This is a genomic window from Nostoc sp., from assembly GCF_036919555.1.
Taxonomy (GTDB): Bacteria; Cyanobacteriota; Cyanobacteriia; order Cyanobacteriales; family Nostocaceae; genus Nostoc.
The window spans coordinates 1-1,650 of the sequence record NZ_JBALCS010000026.1 but is presented as its reverse complement, the minus strand read 5'-3'; the positions used below and the strand labels follow the sequence as shown (position 1 = coordinate 1,650).

Here is a 1,650-nt window from a genome sequence, read left to right as displayed (position 1 = left end):
GTTTTGCCACGCACTTAATATCTTCTGCCGTAAGTCAATCGAATATGCTGCCATCTCTAAATAATCTGTTTTTTTACATCTTTCAAGTTTACAATTTTTGTGGCTGGTTTGATATCAAATTGCTGTAAAGGAAATCAGGCAACAGCTAGCTAATAAGCCAATGTCACAACCTGGGGTATGGATTCATGAGTATGAGGTCAAGAAGCGCTATAAGAAAGGCGGTGATATCTATGTTTACTGCTATGCCAAGTGGCAAGCTGATACACCAATTTTTAAGCGTAATCCCAAAGCAAAACTTAGGGGTGTGGCAAAGGGTAAGAACCCTGAGTTTACCTGCCATCAGCACATCGGGCGGGTGTGGAGTTCAACTGGATTGGGGATTGACCCAGAAGTTGCGATCGCACGGAAAGAATGGGAGCGCCGCAAGCAATTGGATGCGATCGACAAAGTTTTAAATGAGATAGAAACCGTGCTGTTCGGAGTTATGCCAAATAAAAATGATAAAGCATAACTCCGAACAGCGATCGCCTTTGAAGGTATGCGAGATTTTTTTAGGGTGGGGGGAACCTGGGGAAATTGGGAGACTAAAAAAAATACTTTGCGCGAAAAAACCCGTTATGGAGATGCGCTAACCAGTTATGCACACATAACAGTTATGAGCAGCATAACCAGTTATGCAAACACAACAGTTATAGAAAAGCGCCAACCAGTTATGCAAGCATAAACCAGTTAATGCAGATATCCATCTAAGTAACCAGTTAACGCAGACATATACCGTACATATAACCAGTTAACGCAGACATAACCAGTAGTGTCTGTTAATTTAAATTAACAGACACTACTGGTTATGTCTGCGTTAACTGGTTATATGTACGGTATATGTCTGCGTTAACTGGTTACTTAGATGGATATCTGCATTAACTGGTTTATGCTTGCATAACTGGTTGGCGCTTTTCTATAACTGTTGTGTTTGCATAACTGGTTATGCTGCTCATAACTGTTATGTGTGCATAACTGGTTAGCGCATCTCCATAACGGGTTTTTTCGCGCAAAGTATTTTTTTTAGTCTCCCAATTTCCCCAGGTTCCCCCCACCCTAAAAAAATCTCGCATACCTTCAAAGGCGATCGCTGTTCGGAGTTATGCTTTATCATTTTTATTTGGCATAACTCCGAACAGCACGGTTTCTATCTCATTTAAAACTTTGTCGATCGCATCCAATTGCTTGCGGCGCTCCCATTCTTTCCGTGCGATCGCAACTTCTGGGTCAATCCCCAATCCAGTTGAACTCCACACCCGCCCGATGTGCTGATGGCAGGTAAACTCAGGGTTCTTACCCTTTGCCACACCCCTAAGTTTTGCTTTGGGATTACGCTTAAAAATTGGTGTATCAGCTTGCCACTTGGCATAGCAGTAAACATAGATATCACCGCCTTTCTTATAGCGCTTCTTGACCTCATACTCATGAATCCATACCCCAGGTTGTGACATTGGCTTATTAGCTAGCTGTTGCCTGATTTCCTTTACAGCAATTTGATATCAAACCAGCCACAAAAATTGTAAACTTGAAAGATGTAAAAAAACAGATTATTTAGAGATGGCAGCATATTCGATTGACTTACGGCAGAAGATATTAAGTGCGTGGCAAAAC

Annotated in this window: 2 protein-coding genes; one reads left to right on the top strand and one right to left on the bottom strand. The window is 41.8% G+C overall.

The features are described 5' to 3' along the window. Positions 1 to 160: 160 nt before the first annotated feature. A complete protein-coding gene (locus V7K36_RS08535; protein ID WP_335114858.1) occupies positions 161 to 511 on the top strand; it encodes a hypothetical protein in 351 nt (116 codons plus the stop codon). A 628-nt stretch (positions 512 to 1,139) separates the two neighbouring features. Here V7K36_RS08535 and V7K36_RS08540 read toward each other — a convergent pair. After that, positions 1,140 to 1,490, bottom strand: a complete 351-nt coding sequence (locus tag V7K36_RS08540; protein ID WP_335114858.1) for a hypothetical protein — start codon at positions 1,488 to 1,490, stop codon at positions 1,140 to 1,142. Between the last annotated feature and the right edge of the window lie 160 nt (positions 1,491 to 1,650).

What these genes read in the sequence shown, in the direction of transcription:
- V7K36_RS08535 (WP_335114858.1), top strand. Translation starts at nt 161, where the DNA reads ATGTCACAACCTGGGGTATGGATTCATGAGTATGAGGTCAAGAAGCGC.
- V7K36_RS08540 (WP_335114858.1), bottom strand. Translation starts at nt 1,490, where the DNA reads ATGTCACAACCTGGGGTATGGATTCATGAGTATGAGGTCAAGAAGCGC.